Source organism: Shewanella sp. c952 (assembly GCF_019654975.1).
Taxonomy (GTDB): domain Bacteria; phylum Pseudomonadota; class Gammaproteobacteria; order Enterobacterales; family Shewanellaceae; genus Shewanella.
In genome coordinates this window covers 1-21,100 of sequence record NZ_BPEW01000007.1, presented here as the reverse complement: position 1 = coordinate 21,100, position 21,100 = coordinate 1, and the positions used below count along the sequence as shown (strand labels likewise).

Below are 21,100 nucleotides of genomic sequence, written 5' to 3'. Positions count from 1 at the left end.
ACATTAAGATGTAAATAATATGCTTGTTATATTAATTTGTTGGAGTGCCACCATGTCTCAATCAAAAGAAGTGCTACTTAATACTCGTGTCGGCGAGTTGGTCGCTAATGACTTTCGTACAGCTCATATTTTCAGTCAACATGGTATCGACTTTTGTTGTGGCGGCGGTATTACGCTAGAACGCGCTATTTCGCGTTTTAATGCCGATGAGGATGCATTACTCAATGCACTACTCGCACTCGATGAAAACACAGTCACCGACCAAGGGCTTACCGAACTGCCACTGCCTGATCTGCTTAATTATATCGAGGCTACCCACCATACTTTTGTCAGAGAAAAAGCGCCGCTTTTAGTCGAATACAGCCAGAAAATGGTACGTGCTCACGGTGAAAATCACAGTGAGATAAAGCCGTTAGCAGGTTGGATTACAGCACTGGTTGATGATTTGATGCCACACCTGATGAAAGAGGAACAGATCCTGTTTCCAGCGATTTTGGGACTACATAATCAAGTTGAAAGCCAAACTTGTTTTGGTCACATCAGCAACCCAATCAATGCGATGCAATATGAGCATGATGATGCTTTGCAGATTATGGAGAAGATTAGCGAGCTTACTAACGGCTTTCAGCCGCCAGAGCATGCTTGCACCACTTGGCGCGTTTGTTATGCCAGCCTCGCTGAATTCGATGCAGATCTAAAACAACATATCTACATTGAGAACAACGTATTGTTTCCAAAAGCTATAGCGTTAACGGCTTAGACATAGCCAAATCACTATTACGAAAACATCTTAAACTTCAGTAATTCTTGGATGTTACCAATCTCAATATGAGGCAGCTGCAGAGTTAACGCTGCCTCTTCTGTTACGCCAAAGCCTGGATTGAGCCACACAGCCTGACAACCTGCTTGCCTTGCGCCAACCACATCGCTCATAGCACTATCACCAATGTGCAGTATTTGCCTTAGTGGAATATTGAGTTGCTTGGCAGCTTGCACAAACATATCTGCTGCGGGCTTTTGCTTAAAGCCCTGTCCTGGGTGCAAAACAAATTCAAGCAGATCCCCTAAACCAATGCGCTGATAATCGACATTGCCGTTAGTAATGCCAATCAAACGATAGTTTTGCTTCAGTTTCGCGAGTAGCTCAAGCACCGGATCTGATACTGAAAAGTGACTTCGATGTATAACAAAGTGGTCAAACACCGCTGTCGCACCGGCTTTGGCCGTACGTGCATCGTAACCCAATTGAACCAAGCCACATTCAAGCATGGCTTGGCGAGCTAAGCTGGGGTCATGGCGTAGTTGCGGGCGCTGCTTTATCAACGTTAACTTTAATCGATGCCAGTCACCTACTTGCCACGCTTGAGATTTAGGATATTGCTGATTGAGAAACTGTTGTGATGCCGCCTCTGCTTGTCGAATAATAGGGCGATTATCATATAAGGTGTCATCTAGATCGAAACTGATGACGCTAAAGGCTTCTGGCCGAATAAACAGCTTCATGATTTACTGCCTCGCTTTTTTGCTCTGGGGTGTGCGCCGTCATATACCTTAGCCAAATGTTGAAAATCTAAACTGGTATAGACTTGGGTTGTCGACAGGTTTGCGTGACCCAATAGCTCTTGTACGGCGCGTAGATCTGCACTTGATTCAAGCATATGGGTCGCGAATGAGTGCCGCAGTTTATGAGGGTGCACCTTCACACTCAGCGCCTGCTCCTGCCCCCATTTAGCCAGCCGGGCTTGAATGCTGCGGTGCGCCAAACGTCGGCCTTTGCCGGTGACGAACAGTGCATCATCTTCACAAGGGATATCTCGTTTGATATCGAGCCACTGAGAGATTGCGGTCAGTGCTAGCTTACCAATCGGCACGATACGCTCTTTACTGCCCTTACCCATCACTTTTACTTGCGCCTGGGAAAATTTAATATCGCTGACATTCAAGGCTGCCAGCTCTGCCAATCGTAACCCTGAAGAGTAAAACAGCTCCATTATCGCTTTGTCTCGGTAACTTAACGGATCGTTAGCATCGATTTCTAACAGATGGGTTACCGAGTCCACATCCATATTTTTAGGCAAAGGCTTAGCTTGTTTAGGTGCGCTGAGATTAAGTGCTGGATTAACTGAGACTTGCTCTTCTCTGAGTAAAAAATCAAAGAACTGTTTAATTGACGACAAGGTAAGGGATAATGAGCGTGGACTCAGCCCCTTACGGTGTAGTTTAGCGATAATGGCTTGCAGTGATTCGTGTTTTAGCGCAAGCCAATCATCATCAGGCGAGAAAACGGCTTCTACCCGCTTTAATTCAAACAGGTAGTTTCTTACGGTATAAGCTGAAACTTGCCTTTCGGTTGTTAAGTATCGTTCAAAATTGATAAGCCAGGGTGACGTGCCCGAAGATACATTGTCAGCCATAAAGCCTCGCTATTAAATTTTGGGCAACTGATGATCCAGTAACTGTTTGAGCTGCGAAAGTAACAGGTGATCCATATCAGGATGAAAATGCATCGGATCTGAGCTTGCGATAGCAAAGATCACTTGGCCGCACTCTTGCGATAACCGAGATAATGCTACTGAGCCGACTTCTGACCCAAATAAGCGTTTTGACTCTTCATTGGTTAAACGGCCAAAATAGTAACCTGAATCTAAGCGTTTTTTCCAGATCTGCGACAGTTCGCTGTCGATATCATGCACTGTGATTAACCGTACATGGCTGAACTGAAACTGCTCTTTTAGACCACTTGATAATACTTGGCGTAACTCACCCATATCTTCACATTTTAGCATCTGCATCGACAGTGCACTGTTAAACATGTAGATCTGCTCATTACGAGATGCCATAGACAGTAAAGAGGTGATCTCCTCTTCAAGCTGAGACACCCGCTGACGCAGCGACTCTTGCTGCCGTTCAACTAACGAAACTGCGCCTCGCTCTGCATGAGGGATCCGCATGGCGAGCAGTAACTCTGGGTAGCGACTAAAAAAATCGGGGTTATCGAGCAGGTACTCTCTAATCAATATTTCATCAAAAGGAGGCTGCTGTTTCATGCTGCTATCTGTCATTGGGGAATTTGTCCATCATAAACGTGTTCAGCAGGTCCGGTCATCCACAGTGGCTTACCTTCACCATCCCAATTGATCATCAAGGTACCGCCAGGTAAATCCACTCGCACATTTCTTTCCAGTTTGCCCTGCAATATGCCCACAACAACAGCTGCGCAAGCACCAGTGCCACAGGCTAATGTCTCAGCCGCGCCGCGCTCATAAACACGCAGTTTAATATAACCAGGGTTAACTACCTGCATAAAGCCAACATTCACACCTTTGGGAAAACGCTCATGTTGAGTCAATTCACTACCGATAGCATCGACGTCCGTGTTTGCCACATCGTCGACATCAATCACACAGTGTGGGTTCCCCATAGATACCGCGCCACAAAGGTATGTCCCGCTAGATGCCATCAGTAAGTAGGTTTTCTCTACTTTCTTAGCATTAAAAGGGATTTTCGATGGCTCGAGCATCGGTACGCCCATGTTGACCGTCACCTTGCCATCACGCTCTAGCCTTAGCGTTATCTTGCCTGATGAAGTACTGACTCGGATCTTATGTTTTTGAGTCAGCCCTTTATTACGCACAAAGCGCGCAAAACAGCGTGCGCCATTACCGCACTGCTCAACTTCGCTGCCGTCAGCATTAAAAATACGGTAGTGAAAATCAAGATCAGGATCGTACGGAGGTTCCACCAACAACAATTGATCGAACCCAATGCCAAAATTTCTATCGGCTAAGCGCTTGATCTGATCAGGTGAGAAAAACACATTCTGTGTAACCCCATCAACAACCATGAAGTCATTGCCTAAACCGTGCATCTTCGTGAATTGAATCAAGATGGACTTCCTTAAAGGTAACTGTAGCGGACAGTGCTTATCACGCTACATTCTATATATTGAGTTTACGGCAGTAACTGCTCACCTTGCCACAATTGTGCAAGTTTTTCTCTTTCACGGATAACGAAAGCTTTATCACCATCAACCATTAGCTCGGCAGCACGTGGACGCGAATTGTAATTCGAAGCCATAGTAAACCCATAAGCGCCCGATGAACGAATAGCCAAATAGTCACCAGCCGCTATATTCAGCTGACGGTCTTTGCCTAAGAAGTCGCCCGTTTCACAAACTGGGCCAACAACGTCATAGCTCAGGGTTTCACCACCACGATCAATCGCAGGGATAATTTTTTGCCATGCACTGTAAAGAGAAGGTCTAATCAAGTCATTCATCGCGCCATCGACTAAAGCAAAACGCTTATCGCTATTCTCTTTAAGGTACAGCACTTGAGTGACAAAGATACCTGCATTGGCGGCAATCGCTCTGCCTGGTTCAAAAATCAACTTAAGATCTCGACCGCCTAAACGCTCCAGTAGAGCAGCAGCATAAACATCTGGTTGTGGCGGTAACTCATCATCATAAGTCACGCCTAGACCACCACCGACATCAAAATGTTTAACTTCAATACCTTGTTCTGCGAGTCGGTCAATCAGCGCTAACATTCGGTCCATGGCGTCTAAAAAGGGCTTTATCTCGGTAAGCTGAGAGCCAATATGACAATCTACGCCTTTTATTTCTATACCTGGTAACTCTTTAGCACGCAGGAAGATAGTTTCAGCTTCTTCCATTGCAATACCAAACTTATTCTCTTTAAGGCCAGTAGAAATGTAGGGGTGTGTGCCAGCATCAACATCAGGATTGATCCGCAACGACACCGGAGCCACTTTGCCCATTCGCTGTGCAACAATACTCAATTGCTCCAGTTCTGCAGCAGATTCGACGTTAAAGCAGTAAATACCTATCTCTAACGCCATCTCCATTTCGGCCACTGTTTTACCAACGCCTGAAAATACCACTTTAGCAGGATCACCACCGGCTTCAATCACTCTAGCAAGCTCGCCGCCAGAGACAATATCAAAACCACTACCCAAGCGTGCCAGCACATTTAATACTGCGATATTAGAATTGGCTTTAACCGCATAACAGATAAGGTGTGGATGATTAGCGACTGCATTATCAAAAGCATGCCAATGGCGTTCTAATGTTGCTCGCGAATAGATATAAAGAGGCGTGCCATGTTGCTTAGCTAATTCGGCAACTTGGCATTGTTCGGCGTAGAGTTCTTCTGCTTGATATATAAAATGATCCAACGTCTTTAATCCTTTTTACTTTCTTCGCTTTGCTTTGGCTCTGCGTCAGGCGACTTTGTATCGGTCGCGGCTTGATTAACGTCTTGTGGTGGTGCTCTAAAGAGTGCACTTTTTTGCCCACAACCTAAAAGTACTAGGCTACCAAGCCCGAGTAATAAAAACAGTCTCATTTTTTTCAACATCGATGACCCTTTAGCGCAATAACGAGAACAGAGATAACACCAGTCAACGTCTTGCTGTGTGGCAAAAAATAGATATGCTTGATGTTTGCAGACTAGGCTATTCACAGTCAACCCTCTAGCGCATTTATATCAGTAGTTTTTAGTCATTACTTGCCGCCATTTAGCTGTGACAAATAACAATAAAATACAAATTTGAGCGCTATATTGGTTTGAATGTGACTATTGTCTATTTTTAGCGCTACAGTTCACATCAATATCACAGCCACAACCACTATACCCAAAACCAACTAATTAAATATTAAACAACAACTTAACCACAACTTGCTACTGCGATTTTGAAGAATGAAGAATAACCCCAAAATTAATGTGATTGGTAATCGTAGATTGGATTGGTAGTATTAGCCTAATCAAGGCTACACCTTTAAAAACTGAGGAAGATTTCGCATGGCTATGACAGATTTCGAATTTCATCAACTAGCAGATGAAATGTTTCAAGCAATTGATAGTGCGATAGAGGTACTCATTGACGAAGAAGATGCCGACGTCGATGTTGATGGTTCAGGTAATGTATTGCAGTTAGAGTTCAACGGTAATTCTAAAATTGTAATCAATAAGCAAGAGCCGATGCATGAGATTTGGTTAGCAACTCAATTCGGCGGCTACCATTTCGCATACATTGACGGTAAATGGTTAGATCAACGCAATGACAACGAATTTATGCCATTTGTCATTGAATCTATTTTTAAGCAAAGTGGCCTGAAACTAGATATTAAGTAACGATTGATTCAATTATTTGATAAAAAGAGGAGTATAAAGACTCCTCTTTTTTGCCTGAACACCCCTTAAAACTCTACTTCATAAGCCTCTTTCGAGACACCAAAGGGTAGCGCTACCAGTTTGCCATTCAAGCGTTCCAATTTAAAAAACTGCGGCATATTAAATTGCTCTCGATCCAATATCGAATCATTAAAAGCATGATGGTGGCTGACCTGACTCACTAGTCCTTCAATATCGACCTCTTCTTGGACATAATGATTAAGAGCATTATTTTCATCTAAGATAAACACATCTAACCCTTCACTTCTTTGACGCAAGAAATACTGAATAGCCCCTCTCGCGGCATAATCTTGGATCACCGATGGGATCTTTGAAAACGGCTCATTACCAAGTTCTGGTCTTGGTATTTCAACTAGCTTTCTCTTTGATAGCTGCTGATAAAAGGACTTAGCATCACTCAAATTTTCGAAATGCATGCCTCTATTGTTAAAGAAAATACCGTAACGCGTCTTCCCCACCTTAAGCGGGTAAACCAATGTTGACGACTCTTGCGCATCACGACCTAAACGTACCGTTCTATCGAGTAAATTTTTAACGCTACGCTCAGTTTGCGAACGTAACTTACTCGCACAGCTAATAACTTCCATCGCCACATCTTGTGACGCTCTTCTCATGCCTGGCGTCACAAACATCAATGTATCTAATAGTGCTTTTTGCCCTTCAAAATGATGACAATGCCACTCGCCCCAGCTGTTTAGGCTAATAACATCGATGGAGCCCAACATGTTGCTGCAGCTTTTTCCCATAGAGAATACATTGCTGTTTAGATAATCAGCCATTATCTCTTGGCCAACCCATTGCTCTGTTGGATCGCTATTGAAGTTAAGCAGGAACACCAGCTTCTTAAAGTGCCAAGGCTGGCAGAGTGCTAACTTTGAGACTTTCATCGAACCAATATCAATTAAACCCACTAACCGATCCGCTGCCGTTGTTAAAAAAGCCGCTCTGCGCTTACTTTTCTTAACTTCATACCAACGCGTCCCCTCAACAGATACGCCATTCAGTGAGGCCCATACCAATAGTTTAGCCTTACTTTTTGAGTGATAAACCGCACTATGTTGTAGAAAATTTCTTGGATGGGGGGCGCAGCGATACAGATAATAGTTTCTATCTTGTTCACTATAAATAATCGACAAGTGAGATTCTGTTAGCGAGCGACTCCAGAGTTGGTTGAGCGTCATAATCTGATGCTCATCTTCACTAAAGTAAGTATGTAATTTGCGGGTCAGTAAACCCAACTCTGATATTCTAAGGCTCTCACTCAATCGATGTGCCGAAGCAAAATGCAGCAAGGTTTGATAGCTACCTAACATTAGCTCATTAAGCTGTTCATTAAACCATTGCAACTGTCCACAATGCCAATGTTCACAATTATCGAGGGTTTCAACTAAGCTCGGTGCCCAGCCCCAATCTTCGACCAACTGATGGATCTTATAATAGCGCCAGTCTTTCGCTTGCTCAGGCAAACTCAACCTAACACCACATTTGAGGTAAAAGCAGCGTCTCGTGATCTCTAATCTTCTTGCATCACCAAGCTTTAATAAATAGCTTTCGATTGACTCATACAGCAAGTAATAGGCGTCATTGCCTGCAGAAAAATCCCCTTCTAAGGTACGCTGCCAGATACGTTCGCTCACCAGTTGCGTATTAGGGTATTCGCTTGCGTACGCTTCTAGAAGTAACACTTTCAATAGCGCTTTATGAGGTTTTTCAACACCTTTATAGAGTTGCCATAATGACGCACCAAAATACTCACTAGCAGGCAGTGTTTGTGCATCACCTAGCGAAAGTAAATGGGGTTTGCTGCTGGCTTTAGGCCACCAAGCAATGACTTTGCCCGCAAGCTTAAAATGGCTACGATAAAACTCTTCTAATAATAGCCAATGCTGGGCGCTACCACTGTGCTCATGGCCCATGCAGTTATAGAGATGCGCTTGCTCGTCCTGAGCCATAATGAACTGCTCAGGATGAACCAAATAAATATTCACTTCAAAATCATACAGGGCAAACCACTCGGTCAATAAAATGGCTTTTTGGGACAATAGCTCACACTGATTCTGACTCATTAATTTACTATGGATCAGCCAAACATCAATATCACTCTGCGAATTCTGTCCAAAGCTCGCGGTGCTCCCCATGCTATAAACCCCCTCAATCATAGGGTTAGCTTTACTAATATTGGCTGGAACATTGAGGTTTAGCGTGTCACAAGCCTCGAAATCTTCAGTGCTTAAATGAAAATCAAATATGCCATTGGGGGTAAACGGACCATTGTAGCCAGGTAGTTTTTCAGAATGATGATGCAATAAAACGGGGATTAAACGGAGCAGATAGCGTTTAAGAGGCGACAGTAAAGCGCTCGCTCTGGCATATCGAATACTATCCAATCTTTCAGCCGCACATTCATGCATATCGAGCTTTTCTACCAAATTAGGCTAACTCCTTAGTCTATATCGCTATGTCTAATGTATACGGCAAAGTGTTTTGCAGCAAGCAAATGTGACGCTGATCACACTTTTGACCGAGATATAATTGGGTATACTTCAAAGAATCAGCAGCAGAATGTTACATCTGCTTTCGGGCAATGTTAGCATTGGCGCAACTAAGTTCTAAGATGGAATATTCTGCATGTCTCAAAATGTAATCCGTATCGCAACACGTAAGAGCCCTCTTGCCATGTGGCAAGCTGAATTTGTGAAAGCTGAACTGGAAAAAATCCATGAAGGCCTCACTGTTGAATTACTGCCGATGAGCACTAAAGGTGACATCATCTTAGACACACCTCTTGCAAAAGTAGGTGGTAAAGGCTTATTCGTAAAAGAACTCGAAGTTGCCATGCTAGAAGACAGAGCCGATATTGCTGTTCATTCAATGAAAGACGTACCGGTTGATTTTCCAGAAGGGCTAGGTCTAGAAGTTATTTGTGAGCGTGAAGATCCACGTGATGCATTTGTTTCAAATAATTTCAGCAGCATCAATGAACTACCGCAAGGTGCTGTAGTTGGAACTTCAAGTTTACGTCGCCAATGCCAAATTCGTGCGGCTCGTCCAGATCTTCAAATAAAAGATCTTCGCGGCAATGTTGGTACCCGTTTAGCTAAGCTTGATGCTGGTAACTATGATGCAATCATCCTTGCAGCAGCAGGTCTAAAGCGTCTAAAGCTTGAAGAAAGAATTACTAGCTTTATCTCAGCAGAAGACTCACTACCTGCAAATGGCCAAGGCGCTGTAGGTATCGAATGTCGCACTGATGATACACGTGTAAAAGCACTGCTCGCACCACTTGAGCATTTGGAAACACGCCTTCGCGTTATCGCTGAGCGCGCAATGAATACCCGTCTAGAAGGTGGTTGTCAGGTGCCTATCGGCGCTTACGCTGAAATCGAAGGCGACACATTAAGCCTACGCGGTTTAGTCGGCAATCCAGATGGAACTCAAGTGATTGAAGCCTCAACTTCTGGCCATAAAAACGATGCAGAGCAACTTGGTGAGGCACTCGCTGAGGAGCTATTATCAAAAGGCGCAAAGACTATTCTTGATGCCGTATATGCGAAAGCATAAGCTGTTTCGATGAAGGTATTACTGACGCGCCCACAAGGGCGTAATCAGTTAATGGAAGAGGCGTTATCTTATAGAAACGTCTCTTACCTTACTACGCCTTTATTACAGGTGAAACCCGCTTCAAATCTACAATCTAAGCAGATCAGCAGTACACTTTCTCAAGCTGATATCATCATTTTCATTAGCACTAATGCCGTCAAGTTTGCATCCAATGCTATTGCTAGCAAATGGCCAATCGCAGCTCAGTACTACGCTGTCGGCGAAGCGACTTATTTAGCCTTAAAAGCCCTTGGAATTAACGCCGAGAAAGCTCCCGATGATTGTCAGCAGACTGAAGGTTTACTTAGTTTACCCGCGCTTAAGAATGTCAGCGATAAGAATATAGTCATTGTTCGTGGCGTCGGTGGCCGAGAAGATTTAGCCATTGAGCTGAGCAAGCGCAATGCAAATTTAGCTTACTGGGAAGTCTATCAAAGGGGATGTCCCGAGTTAGATATGAGCAATATTTGTCAGCAATGGCAATCATTCGGTATAGACACTATCATCATTACCAGTGGCGAGATACTCGATAACCTTGTCAAAACTGTTCCAAATGAACTATTTGCATGGCTGCAAACTTGTCATATTATAGTCCCTAGCTCCCGAGTATATGATAAAGCTACTGCGTACGGTCTAATGACCGTAACCAATGCAAAGGCAGCCAATACCAATGCGATGCTGACTGCACTATCCTTATAGTTTAGTCACTTAAGCATTCGTAAATACTCGTTTTACTGCAGCATCATCGCTTTCAAGGACTGTTTAATGGAAAACAAGCACACTGACGTCAGCTCCACAGCGCCCACTCCAGAAGAAACTATTGCGTCACAGCCCGTTATTGACGCTCAGTCTGAACCGCAGAGCAGTCCTGTACAACCAGCTGTCAATGAAACCTCTGCAGCAAATAAAACTACCCCATGGGGCGTTATTATTACGCTGTTTTTACTATTAATGGTTACTTTTGCTGCCGCTGCAGGCGGATACTACCTGTATCAACAGCTTGAAACGCAAAAAGCGCAATCACTCGCATTAGAGCAAAAAATGCAGGCTGAACTTGTTAAACCAAATCAGCGTATCGCCTTTTTAGAGCAACAGCAGAACCAATTTAAATCAGCCGTAGATTTAGCACTATCAACCGCGCAAAGCGAACAAACACAGTTGCAAGAACGCGTGTCGATTATTGCTCAGCGCAACCCTAACCATTGGCGAGCCGAGGAAGCGAAATACCTAGTACGCCTTGCAGGGCAAAAATTGTGGTTAGAGAAAGATCCTAGCACCGCAACTAGCCTACTAAAAGCGGCTGACGAACGGATAAAGTCGATGCGTGATCCCTCATTAATGCCACTTCGAAAAGCACTCGCTAATGATATCGCCGCTACAGCCTCGATTAAGAATACCGATATTTCTGGCACAGTATTAACCCTTGATACCTTAATTGATGGTATAGAAACCCTGCCATTAAACCGTGCAGAAACTCATTTCTCTGCTGAAGAGTTAAAAGATACCCAGGTGAGTGATTCATTAGACGATTGGCAGTCAAACCTTGCTAAATCTTGGCAAGCACTGATTGATGACTTCGTTATTATAAGAAAGCGCACTACTGATGCTGCGCCGTTACTAGAGCCCGATCAACAATGGTACCTTGTCGAAAATACTCGTAACAAACTGCTGCAAGCTCAATTAGCCCTGTATCGACAAGATCAAGTTAATTACCGCAACTCAGTTAAGCTGGCTAGAAAATGGATTTATCAGTATTTCGATCTTAAAGATCAACAGGTCACCGATGCTCTAGCCACTTTAGATGCATTAGAAACCTTGAAGATCCAAACAACATCCATTGAACGATTTGATTCGTCCAACCTTTTAAACCAATTAGTAACCTACGGTAATTTAATGACTGAGGGGGCGCAATAATGGTTCGCGTTCTGGTCTATCTAGGTATTATTTTACTGGGCTTCTTCATCAGCCCGTTTCTAGCTGGTAATAAAGGCTACCTTTATATTGCCATTGGTGACTATCAAGTAGAGACCAGTATCGTCTTTGCAGTTATTGCACTGGTTATTTTTTACAGCCTGCTACAACTGGCTGAGTTTGTTATTGTTTGGGTGTTGAACCTCATTTTAGGAAGTCGACTACTTCCAGAAAAATGGCGTAAGAAGGCGGCAAGAAAGCACACCCTAATGGGCGCTTTAGCACTAGCAGAAGAGGATTGGGCCGCAGCTGAAAAAGCCATGGTTAAAGGCGCAGATAAAGGTGAGATCCCCGCACTTAATCTACTCGCAGCCGCGCGAGCTGCACAACACCAAAATAATATTATTGCTCGTGATGAGTACCTTGCTAAAGCAGAGCTTGAGCCTTTAGCCACAAAAGCAGTCAGTACTACCCGTACCCGTTATCTGCTGCAACAAGGTGAATTAGCGCTAGCACGAGAAGAGTTAGATAAGTTAAATCCAACCAGTAAAAGCAAAGCGCCTGTATTAAAGCTCGCCGTGGATTTGTACCAAGCGCAGCAGGATTGGCAAGCTCTTAAGCTTATTTTGCCTATCGCCAGTAAAAAACAGATTATGACCGATGATGCGTTTAAAAAGCTCACTTTTGAAACCAATATCGCTTTACTAAAGTATGCCGCAAGTACAAATGAACAAGAGCTAGAAAAATGCTGGCATTGGCTATCGCGTAGCGAACGAAAACAAGCAGAATATATTGCAGAATATGCAATCGGCTTAAATCGCTATGACCACAAAGAGCACGCTATAAAGCTGCTGCAAAAGCAACTTAAAGCAGCTCCTTCAAAAGCCATTTTTGAAGCATTATCTCAAGTACTCACCCCGTCGGATGTTGAAGCTAAAAAGCAGCTATTAGCGCTCGAAGCTAACTTTGAAGACAATGTTGATTATCAGATCTGTTTAGCTAAGTTGTATCACCAGAATCATGATTATCACAATGCTAAAATATGGTGGCAAAAAGCTTGTTACCTCCAGGATGACATCAATAACTTACACGCTCTCGCTGATGCACAGGAACACCAAGGCGAATTAAACAGAGCACTGCAAACCAGAAGGAATGCCGCCAAGCTGTAAGTTTTTTTATATTAATTTTGTATATAGAAGCCACTGTATAGTGGCTTTTTGTCTTTTAAAGCACACTATTTTTTATTCCCTATAAGCTAGCCCACTGAAAAAACTCGCCTTTAAAATCTTACAAAAAACCCCAAAAACATATTATTGCCTCACCTTGACTTTCCCCGATTTGACAACATTTGAACCACGTACAAACTTTGTACTATTGGTACAACAATTAAAATGACTAAGTACTAATGTTCCTTTATTTCGCTCACGGATGAGATGGTCGAGTATTTTATAATGGGTACATATATTTCAAAACAGGATGCCACCATTGTGGAGCTTTCTGGCGTCATCAACAGTCAAAATAATCAGGGTGAAATGGTTCCTCTTAAGGTGGGCGATACTTTACGCCAAAACACCTCATTTAATGTTGCAGCAGATGCAACGTTTAAACTTGAATATAGCGACGGTACCATAGTCACCCAAGCTGATTTCCAAGACACAGCTGAAGTCACCAGTGCTGGGTTTGAAGCCACTGAAACAATCATCGAGGCTATCGTTCCAGAAATTGCTGCCTTACAAGCACAAATTCTAAGCGGTGAAGATCCGACATTAAACTTGCCTGATACAGCAGCAGGGGAAACTAGCCCTGCTGGTAATGAAGGTGGTGGTTTTATATCGGTAGGCCGTGCAGGTGACGAAACAATTGCGGCAGCAGGACATAGCACCGATGGCTTTATTCAGCCACAAACCTCTCGCCTAGATGAACAACCTAACTTTTTAGAACAGTTTGCTAAGCCTACAATTACTACTAGCTCTGTGACACTGTATGAAGAAAACTTGGCTGAAGGCTCTGCGCCTCAAGTTGCTGCACTGTCACAAGCTGAGAGTGTTTCTGTTGCCGTACAAGCGGGAATTCAAGCCCTTACAATCAATGGTGCACAAGTATTTGTTGACGGTAACTTCATCGGCCCAGTTACTATCCCCAGTGAATATGGCACTTTAGTGATAACCGCTTATGATCCTACAAACTCCATTCTTACCTATAGCTACACCCTTAATAGCGCATTAGATCACAGTGAATCTGACATTTTATCAGAACTATTTGTAGTGCAACTTACTGACAATCAGGGAGATAGTACCACTGCGGTAGTCACAGCGAATATTGTCGATGATGCTCCTACGGGCCTCGACGATGTAAATGCTATCACTGAAGACAACCTTGAAGGCGTGTTTGGCAATGTATTAGCTAACGATACTCTAGGTGCTGATTTAGCCCAAGTGACGCAAATATCTTCAGGTTCAGGCACAGCAGAGATAGGCGCTGAAAGCACTATTGCTGGTGTTTATGGCTCTTTAGTTATCGCCGCCGACGGAAGTTACAATTACATCCTTAATAACCAGACAGAAGAAGTTCAATCGTTAGCTCTAGGTGAACAAATAACAGATACTTTTGATTATCTATTAGTGGATGCAGATGGTGATGAAGTCTCTCTGACTTTAGTGATAACCATTACAGGTGAAAATGATGCTCCCGTTATCACCTCTTCATTTGAAGATGCACAAGGTAACGTAGTCGAAGCTGGCGTGCTAGTCGGCGGTAACGAAGCTACAGCAGGTATAACTGAAACAGGCGGCGTATTAGCAGCGACAGATATTGATGACGGAGCTGTTCTTACATGGAGCTTAAATGATGCAGCAGAAACACCTTACGGAATATTTAGCCTCGATGAGTCGACGGGCAGTTGGACATTCATCCTAAGCAATGAACTAGCCGATAGTTTGGCTGTTGGTGACCAAGTTTCGGAAACATTCAACATAACAGTGACCGACGAATACGGTCTTTCAGCAAATCAAGTTGTTACAGTAACGATTAACGGCACCAACGATATTCCGCTTATCACTTCCACTATCCAAGATGCAACCGGTGATGTGCTTGAAGCCGGGGTGATGGATGGCGGTAACGATCCCGAGCCGGGAAACCTAATGACCAGCGGCACTTTAACCGCCGATGATGTCGATAATGGCGCCAGCTGGAGCTGGAGTTTTGTCGCCCAAGTCAACGACTACGGCACCTTTGATATTGACGCTGACAGCGGCGTGTGGAGTTACACCTTAGCCGATAACGCGCTGGTCAACGCCCTCGCCCAAGGCGAGATGCACGATGAGACCTTCTTGGTCACCGTCACTGACGAGCATGGCGCTTACAGTCAGCAGCTGGTTACTGTGACAGTCACCGGGACTAATGACATTCCGCTTATCACTTCCACCATTCAAGATGCTACCGGTGATGTACTTGAAGCTGGGGTGATGGACGGCGGTAACGATCCCGAGCCAGGCAACTTAATGACCGGCGGCACTTTAACCGCCGATGATGTCGATAATGGCGCCAGCTGGAGCTGGAGTTTTGTCGCCCAGGTCAACGACTACGGCACCTTTGGTATTGATACTGACACTGGTGTGTGGAGTTACACCTTAGCCGATAACGCGCTGGTCAACGCCCTTGCCCAAGGCGAAATGCACGATGAGACCTTCTTGGTCACCGTCACTGATGAACATGGCGCTTACAGTCAGCAACTGGTCACTGTGACAGTCACCGGCACCAACGACATTCCGCTTATTACCTCAAGCATCGACGATGCCACCGGTGATGTACTTGAAGCCGGGGTGATGGATGGCGGTAACGATCCTGAGCCGGGAAACCTAATGACCGGCGGCACTTTAACCGCCGATGATGTCGATAATGGCGCCAGCTGGAGCTGGAGTTTTGTCGCCCAAGTCAACGACTATGGCACCTTTGATATTGACGCTGACACTGGCGTGTGGAGTTACACCTTAGCCGACAACGCGCTGGTTAACGCCCTCGCCCAAGGCGAGATGCACGATGAGACCTTCTTGGTCACTGTGACCGATGAACATGGCGCTTACAGTCAGCAACTGGTTACTGTGACCGTCACCGGCACCAACGACATTCCGCTTATCACCTCAAGCATCGACGATGCCACCGGTGATGTACTTGAAGCCGGGGTGATGGATGGCGGTAACGATCCTGAGCCGGGAAACCTAATGACCAGCGGCACTTTAACCGCCGATGATGTCGATAATGGCGCCAGCTGGAGCTGGAGTTTTGTCGCCCAGGTCAACGACTACGGTACCTTCGATATTGATGCTGACAGCGGCGTGTGGAGCTACACCTTAGCCGATAACGCGCTGGTCAACGCCCTCGCCCAAGACGAGATGCACGATGAGACCTTCTTGGTGACTGTGACCGACGAGCATGGCGCTTACAGTCAGCAATTGGTTACCGTGACAGTCACTGGTACCAATGACATACCGCTTATCACTTCCACTATTCAAGATGCTACCGGTGATGTACTTGAAGCTGGGGTGATGGATGGCGGTAACGATCCTGAGCCAGGCAACCTAATGACGGGCGGCACTTTAACCGCCGATGATGTTGATAACGGCGCCAGCTGGAGCTGGAGTTTTGTCGCCCAAGTCAACGACTACGGCACCTTTGATATTGATACTGACACTGGTGTGTGGAGTTACACCTTAGCCGATAACGCGCTGGTCAACGCCCTCGCCCAAGGCGAGATGCACGATGAGACCTTCTTGGTCACCGTCACTGACGAGCATGGCGCTTACAGTCAGCAACTGGTTACCGTGACAGTCACTGGTACCAATGACATTCCGCTTATCACTTCCACCATTCAAGATGCCACCGGTGATGTATTAGAGGCTGGGGTGATGGATGGCGGTAACGATCCCGAGCCGGGCAACCTAATGACGGGCGGCACTTTAACCGCCGATGATGTTGATAACGGCGCCAGCTGGAGCTGGAGTTTTGTCGCCCAAGTCAACGACTACGGCACCTTTGATATTGATACTGACACTGGTGTGTGGAGTTACACCTTAGCCGATAACGCGCTGGTCAACGCCCTCGCCCAAGGCGAGATGCACGATGAGACCTTCTTGGTCACTGTGACCGACGAGCATGGCGCCTACAGTCAGCAACTGGTTACTGTGACCGTCACCGGCACCAATGATATTCCGCTTATCACCTCGACCATCGACGATGCTACCGGTGATGTACTTGAAGCCGGGGTGATGGACGGCGGTAACGATCCCGAGCCGGGCAATCTAATGACGGGCGGCACTTTAACCGCCGATGATGTCGATAATGGCGCCAGCTGGAGCTGGAGTTTTGTCGCCCAAGTCAACGACTACGGTACCTTCGATATAGATCCTGACACTGGTGTGTGGAGCTACACCTTAGCCGACAACGCACTGGTCAACGCCCTCGCCCAAGGCGAGATGCACGATGAGACCTTCTTGGTCACTGTGACCGATGAACATGGCGCCTACAGTCAGCAACTGGTCACTGTGACCGTCACCGGCACCAATGACATTCCGCTTATCACCTCAAGCATCGACGATGCAACCGGTGATGTACTTGAAGCCGGGGTGATGGACGGCGGTAACGATCCCGAGCCGGGCAGCTTAATGACCGGTGGCACTTTAACCGCCGATGATGTCGATAATGGCGCCAGCTGGAGCTGGAGTTTTGTCGCCCAGGTCAACGACTACGGCACCTTTGATATTGATGCTGACAGCGGCGTGTGGAGCTACACCTTAGCCGATAACGCGCTGGTCAACGCCCTCGCCCAAGGCGAGATGCACGATGAGACCTTCTTGGTCACCGTCACTGATGAACATGGCGCCTACAGTCAGCAACTGGTCACAGTGACGGTCACTGGTACCAATGATATTCCACTTATCACCTCGACCATCGACGATGCAACCGGTGATGTATTAGAGGCTGGGGTGATGGATGGCGGTAACGATCCCGAGCCAGGCAACTTAATGACCGGCGGCACTTTAACCGCCGATGATGTCGATAACGGCGCCAGCTGGAGCTGGAGTTTTGTCGCCCAAGTCAACGACTACGGTACCTTCGATATAGATGCTGATACTGGTGTGTGGAGTTACACCTTAGCCGACAACGCGCTAGTCAACGCCCTCGCCCAAGGCGAGATGCACGATGAGACCTTCTTGGTCACCGTCACCGATGAACATGGCGCCTACAGTCAGCAACTGGTCACTGTGACAGTCACTGGCACCAACGATATTCCAGTACTGACTGTAGATACATCCGGAGGAGTAACTGAAGATCTAGACGTCGTAAATCAATTAATAAGTGATACCGGAGCATTGAGTTTCACTGATGTGGATACTGGTGACACAGCAAGTGTTTCCTCGCTCTACAATAGTGATATAACCTGGAGTGGTGGCACACTAACAGATGTACTAACCCAAGATCAGATCGATCAGTTGATTGCTGGATTCAGCGCCGATCAAGATAGTTGGGACTTTAGCATCTCAAATGAGTTGATCCAATTTTTGGGAGAAACGGAATCAATTACACTCAGCTTTAACGTTACTGTCACTGATAATAATGGTGCATATGATACCGAAGTCGTCACAATAACCATCGATGGTGTAAATGATGTTATTGAAGGTGAATTCGCTAAAGAGATCTGGGTTCCTGCCGCTGTTGGGGAAATTACCGATCCATACTTGAGCGGATATCCTTTACTCGTCACTAAGCCCTCTGATATAGACGTAAACGACACGATCACCATCACAAATTTGGCACTAGTACTGCTCACGCCTGACTTAGATCCTACAGTCGAATTAGGTAGTGTCTATTACATGATAGATGGCGGAAACACACTTACATTAATAGACTTTGATAATCCACCAGAACTAAGTGCAACTGAGCTGGAAACACTAGTATACGTTCCAGGGGACAATGGTGAAGTTGACTACCAGTTGGATCTGTCTTTCACCTTCACAGTAAATTCAGGCAGTGACTCGATTGATGGTGAATTTATCATTCACTCCGTTCCAGCAAACAGCTTAGCGGGTCAAACAGTTCAAATTGGTGACGGCTCGAGTCCACTCACATCTGGTAATGATCAAGATGCAGACTTGGTTATCAGTGAGCAGTTTGCTAACGCGATGAACTCAGATCCTGAGAGTGGTTCATTGCAGCTATTTACTGACTACCAAAGAGCTCCTTTCGATATACCGGTTCCGCTTGGTGAACAAGATGAAAATACTGCAGCAGGTGCAGCGAGAGAGTCAGAGGTATCAGTCAGATTAACGATAGGTAGTGCCATGTTTGAAGTCATAGCTGAAAATGATGGTGACGGCATTATTACTTGGTCTTTCGATGCAGACTCTGGCTTGATGAAAGCGGAAATTGATTACAGCGCTATATTCCTATTAGATGGAAATGGTGATCCTACCGCAACATCTTTAGCTGACTATATTATGGCTAATCCTTTAGCTGCCAATGATATTTGGCGAATTACTTATTTGGATGATAATGGCGGTAACTTCCAAGCTCGATTTGTTGAAGCGGTCTTTACTCATGATCAGATTGCCGATGATTCGATCACTGTTGTTGGTACCGATAATATCAATAACCTCATATTCGGTAGCACAAGTTCTGACTCACTAACAGGTGCTAACTTGGATGATCGTATTTTTGGTCGTGAAGGAAATGACATCTTAAAAGGCCTTGCTGGGAATGATGAGCTTATTGGTGGTGCAGGCAATGACGATATGGAAGGTGGTGAAGGCAATGATATTCTTATAGGCGGTACAGGTACTGACACTATAGAGGGTGGAATTGGCAGAGATTATCTATCTGGAGGACAAGGCAGCGATAGTTTAGATGGAGGGGCACTTAATGGCGCCGATGACGGAGAAAGAGACTTCTTTGTTTGGGAACAGGACAGTGCAGATAACAGCACCGATACTGTTTACAATTTTAACAACGACGTCGATGTACTCGATTTAACAGGGCTGTTAGTCGGTGAAGAAAACGGTAATCTAGAAGACTTCTTCTCTTTTGACTTTACTGGAGGCAACACTACCATATTCATTGATGCTGATGGACTAGGTATTGGTACCGACGGTGTAACAATTGTTCTGGATGGCATCGACCTGTCATTAGTTTATGGCAGTAATGCTGAGTCAGATATCATTGCAGGCCTAATAGCTGATGAAGCGTTAATCGTTGATCCAAATGGCACCTTCATCCCTCCTTATGAGCAAATAGATCAGGGAAATATTATTCCATAAAAAGTCAGTCTAAAGTATGAGTCAGACAACTCATTCAATATTAATCACGACAAAAGCCACTCTATTTAGTGGCTTTTTTTTGAGCTAACACTAACGACTTAATATAATTAAGCCAATTCGCAAAAAATTCTTAAACAGTAAAGTGTCAAAAAATTGACCGTTGTTACCTGATCCTTTAATATCTGTTGATGATAAGTTGAAAAAAATGTGCATGCGCTACACGTTATAAAGGTGAGTCGCAGCAAGGAGCAGACGATGAAATCGATAGTTATAACGCAAGCGGGCCAAATTCAAAAAGTAACAGGTTCAGTTACCGCTAAAGTTAACGGTGATGTAAAAAGTTTTGTAAACGGTGAGTTCGTTCCCGCTAATACTAACTTATCGATTGATGAAGCCAGCTTTGTTGAGCTTCTCCTTGAAGACGGTAGCATTATTTCATCAAGCGGAGGAGACAGTTTTTCCGTAGAACAAAGCACAGAAGATAGTATCGCTGACTTAGAAGTTTTAAGCGAAATAGAGCAGATACAATCACTTATAGCAGCTGGAGAAGACCCAACTGAAGGTCCAGATACAGCAGCAGGGACTCCGTCAGGAAGCGAGGGGTCTTCAGGCCATGTATCAATATCCCGCTCAGGAGCTGAGACCCTAGCCGATGCCAGTTACACAACTTCAGGCCTAAACGAATCAGTTTCCGATACAACCCCATTTTTCGATAGCCAAAGCAATGCCACCTATGATGACCCAAGCCAGCTGGAAAATGACAGTAATAGCATCGCAGAAGATGAAGTGGCGACCGGTAATGTGCTCGATAACGATAGCGATATCGACAGCGATCTAACCGTGGTGAGTTTTGAAGTGAACGGTCAAACCGTCACTGCGGGCACCACCGTTCAGCTTGATAACGGCACTATCGTCATCAATGAAGATGGCAGCTATACCTTTACCCCAGATGAAAACTGGAACGGCAATGTCCCAGTCATTACTTACACCACCAACACAGGCTTAACAGCCACATTAACAATTGAAGTCACCCCAGTTGATGACCCAAGCCAGCTGGTGAATGAC

At 45.2% G+C, this 21,100-nt stretch carries 15 protein-coding genes; 8 read left to right on the top strand and 7 right to left on the bottom strand.

The window, feature by feature from the left end; translation table 11 throughout:
• Positions 1-52: 52 nt before the first annotated feature.
• Positions 53-760 carry an iron-sulfur cluster repair di-iron protein gene (gene ric / locus K5R16_RS07005; RefSeq protein WP_259649788.1) on the top strand — a complete coding sequence of 236 codons (708 nt, stop codon included), beginning with the start codon at positions 53-55 and terminating at the stop codon, positions 758-760.
• A gap of 17 nt (positions 761-777) precedes the next feature.
• Here ric and K5R16_RS07000 read toward each other — a convergent pair whose 3' ends face one another.
• The 6 genes from K5R16_RS07000 to K5R16_RS06975 form a co-directional block, all read right to left on the bottom strand.
• Positions 778-1,503 carry an HAD-IA family hydrolase gene (locus K5R16_RS07000; protein ID WP_220736816.1) on the bottom strand — a complete coding sequence of 242 codons (726 nt, stop codon included), beginning with the start codon at positions 1,501-1,503 and terminating at the stop codon, positions 778-780.
• Complete coding sequence (gene xerC, locus K5R16_RS06995) at positions 1,500-2,414, bottom strand: tyrosine recombinase XerC (protein WP_220736815.1); 915 nt, start codon at positions 2,412-2,414, stop codon at positions 1,500-1,502. The genes K5R16_RS07000 and xerC overlap by 4 nt, the downstream gene beginning before the upstream one ends.
• Before the next feature lie 12 nt (positions 2,415-2,426).
• On the bottom strand, positions 2,427-3,062 hold the full coding sequence (locus tag K5R16_RS06990) for a DUF484 family protein (protein ID WP_220736814.1): 636 nt from the start codon (positions 3,060-3,062) through the stop codon (positions 2,427-2,429).
• On the bottom strand, positions 3,059-3,886 hold the full coding sequence (gene dapF / locus K5R16_RS06985) for a diaminopimelate epimerase (RefSeq protein ID WP_220736813.1): 828 nt from the start codon (positions 3,884-3,886) through the stop codon (positions 3,059-3,061). Before dapF ends, K5R16_RS06990 begins: the two co-directional genes overlap by 4 nt.
• 65 nt (positions 3,887-3,951) lie before the next feature.
• A complete protein-coding gene (gene lysA / locus K5R16_RS06980) occupies positions 3,952-5,196 on the bottom strand; it encodes a diaminopimelate decarboxylase (protein ID WP_220736812.1) in 1,245 nt (414 codons plus the stop codon).
• Positions 5,197-5,201: 5 nt separating this feature from the next.
• The gene (locus K5R16_RS06975; protein WP_220736811.1) at positions 5,202-5,378 is read right to left on the bottom strand and encodes a hypothetical protein; all 177 of its coding nucleotides are present in this window, start codon (positions 5,376-5,378) and stop codon (positions 5,202-5,204) included.
• A 444-nt stretch (positions 5,379-5,822) separates the two neighbouring features.
• Between K5R16_RS06975 and cyaY the strand changes: the two genes are divergently transcribed.
• Complete coding sequence (gene cyaY, locus K5R16_RS06970; protein ID WP_220736810.1) at positions 5,823-6,155, top strand: iron donor protein CyaY; 333 nt, start codon at positions 5,823-5,825, stop codon at positions 6,153-6,155.
• Positions 6,156-6,220: 65 nt separating this feature from the next.
• On the opposite strand, the gene K5R16_RS06965 is transcribed toward cyaY, so the two are convergent.
• Positions 6,221-8,626 (bottom strand): class I adenylate cyclase, encoded by a 2,406-nt coding sequence (locus tag K5R16_RS06965; protein ID WP_220736940.1) that lies wholly within the window; start codon positions 8,624-8,626, stop codon positions 6,221-6,223.
• A gap of 217 nt (positions 8,627-8,843) precedes the next feature.
• On the opposite strand from K5R16_RS06965, the gene hemC reads away from it, so the two are divergent.
• The 6 genes from hemC to K5R16_RS06935 all read left to right on the top strand — a co-directional run.
• Positions 8,844-9,776 carry a hydroxymethylbilane synthase gene (gene hemC / locus K5R16_RS06960; protein ID WP_220736809.1) on the top strand — a complete coding sequence of 311 codons (933 nt, stop codon included), beginning with the start codon at positions 8,844-8,846 and terminating at the stop codon, positions 9,774-9,776.
• 9 nt (positions 9,777-9,785) lie between these two features.
• Positions 9,786-10,514, top strand: coding sequence for a uroporphyrinogen-III synthase (locus K5R16_RS06955; protein WP_220736808.1), 729 nt, complete (start codon positions 9,786-9,788; stop codon positions 10,512-10,514).
• A 66-nt stretch (positions 10,515-10,580) separates the two neighbouring features.
• Positions 10,581-11,729 carry a uroporphyrinogen-III C-methyltransferase gene (locus K5R16_RS06950; protein WP_220736807.1) on the top strand — a complete coding sequence of 383 codons (1,149 nt, stop codon included), beginning with the start codon at positions 10,581-10,583 and terminating at the stop codon, positions 11,727-11,729.
• Positions 11,729-12,895, top strand: a complete 1,167-nt coding sequence (locus tag K5R16_RS06945; protein WP_220736806.1) for a heme biosynthesis HemY N-terminal domain-containing protein — start codon at positions 11,729-11,731, stop codon at positions 12,893-12,895. The genes K5R16_RS06950 and K5R16_RS06945 overlap by 1 nt, the downstream gene beginning before the upstream one ends.
• A gap of 282 nt (positions 12,896-13,177) precedes the next feature.
• Positions 13,178-20,035, top strand: coding sequence for a retention module-containing protein (locus tag K5R16_RS06940; RefSeq protein ID WP_220736805.1), 6,858 nt, complete (start codon positions 13,178-13,180; stop codon positions 20,033-20,035).
• A gap of 255 nt (positions 20,036-20,290) precedes the next feature.
• Positions 20,291-21,100 (top strand): retention module-containing protein (locus K5R16_RS06935; RefSeq protein WP_220736804.1); only part of this gene is annotated, 810 nt, incomplete at its 3' end.